Below are 1771 nucleotides of genomic sequence, written 5' to 3' on the forward strand. Positions count from 1 at the left end.
AAAACTGGGATTCAGGACTTGAGTCCAATTCATCGGATTGATCGCGACACGGCAGGCCTAGTGATTTTTTCTGTGAATCGACTAGAGCGAGCCCAATACCAAAATTTATTTAGAGATCGCGCAGTCAAGAAAGTCTATGAAGCGATCGCACCCTATTCAGATTGCCTCATCAACCAATTGCCAATGACCTATCAAAGTAGATTGGAAGAATCTGAACACTTTCTGCAAATGGAAGAGGTGGAGGGCGTGCCTAATACTGATACCTTGATTGAATTGATAGAGGTAAATAAACCCTGGGCTAAATATCGCTTAACCCCTGGTAGTGGCAAGAAGCATCAATTGCGTTGCCATCTCAATAGCTTGGGTATCCCCATTGAGCATGATCAGATCTACCCTGTGCTTACCCCTTATCAAGAGTATGATTTGGACTTTTCTAAACCTCTGCAACTCTTAGCAAAAGAGATTGAATTTAAAGACCCGGTAACGGGGCAAGAGAGATCTTTTGTGACCCAGAGAGTATTAGCTTGATATTGGTATGACTGTAAAAACACCCAAGCGCTTAGCTGTTGCCCCCATGATGGAATGGACAGATCGTCACTGTCGTTCTTTTCATCGCTCTCTGACTAAAGAAGCAATTCTCTATACCGAGATGGTTACCACCGGCGCACTCATTCATGGAGATGTGCCGCGTCATTTAGATTATTCGCAAGAGCAGCATCCTGTTGTTCTTCAATTGGGTGGCTCCGAACCTTCTGATTTAGCTAAAGCTGCGGAGTTAGCGCAGCAGTGGGGCTACGATGAGATTGATCTTAATTGTGGTTGTCCATCAGAGCGCGTACAACGTGGTGCCTTTGGCGCCTGCTTGATGGCTGAGCCACAACTCGTTGCTGATTGCGTTAAAGCAATGAAGGCAGCTGTGGATACTCCGATCACCGTTAAGCATCGGCTTGGTTTGGATTCGATGGATGCTGCTAACTCTGAGGTCGATTATCAATTTGCATTGAACTTTATTCTTGCTGTGGCTGATGCGGGCGCTAGTCAGGTAACCATTCATGCACGCAATGCAGTGCTGAAGGGTTTATCTCCCAAAGAGAACCGCAGCAAACCACCATTACGTTATGAAGTGGCTGCCAAGCTTCGCTTAGATGCGCAAAAGCAATTTCCTAATCTCAAGGTGTTACTCAATGGTGGTCTGGAAACTAATGATCAGATTGCTGGTCACTGGGATGATTTTGATGGCTTCATGGTTGGAAGGGCAGCGTATCATTTCCCGGCATTGCTTTTGGGCTGGGATGACATGATTTATACCGATGGCGATGCGGCTGGCTACCTCTTCAGTGAAACTGAATGGCATCGCATTCAGATTGCATTGGTTAAGCAAGTGCAAGCTTGGTTTGATGAGTGCCAAGCCAAAGGAAAGCCTTTTTATATTGGCGCATTCACCCGCCACATTCTGGGCCTGGCACATGGCAGGGCAGGTTCCCGCTACTGGCGTCAGCGCCTTTCTGATCACCATGCCCTAGCTAAAGTACAAAGCAAGGCTGCCATTTTGGACTTCTTTATTGATGCTAGCCTGACCCTGGGCGATTGGGCAGCATTTGAGTTTGAAAGCGCCTAAACCCTTCATCTAAGCCATTTTTGACAGGGTTTTGGCTCAAAAGCTATAATCTAAGTCTTCAGTGGCGGACGTAGCTCAGTTGGTAGAGTCCCAGATTGTGATTCTGGTTGTCGCGGGTTCGAGCCCCGTCGTTCGCCCCACCGAATATTGCAT

2 protein-coding genes and 1 tRNA gene are annotated in these 1771 nt (G+C 47.1%); all 3 read left to right on the forward strand.

What is annotated here, in order from left to right; all coding sequences use genetic code 11:
* Positions 1–528, forward strand: a 528-nt coding sequence (locus B7X71_RS16380; protein WP_293601514.1) for a pseudouridine synthase, incomplete at its 5' end; no start/stop codon positions are given.
* Positions 529–535: 7 nt separating this feature from the next.
* Complete coding sequence (dusA, locus tag B7X71_RS16385) at positions 536–1618, forward strand: tRNA dihydrouridine(20/20a) synthase DusA (RefSeq protein ID WP_293598533.1); 1083 nt, start codon at positions 536–538, stop codon at positions 1616–1618.
* Positions 1619–1682: 64 nt separating this feature from the next.
* Positions 1683–1758 (forward strand) — tRNA-His (locus B7X71_RS16390).
* The last annotated feature ends 13 nt before the right edge of the window (positions 1759–1771 follow it).

The sequence above is a fragment of the Polynucleobacter sp. 39-46-10 genome, from assembly GCF_002282275.1.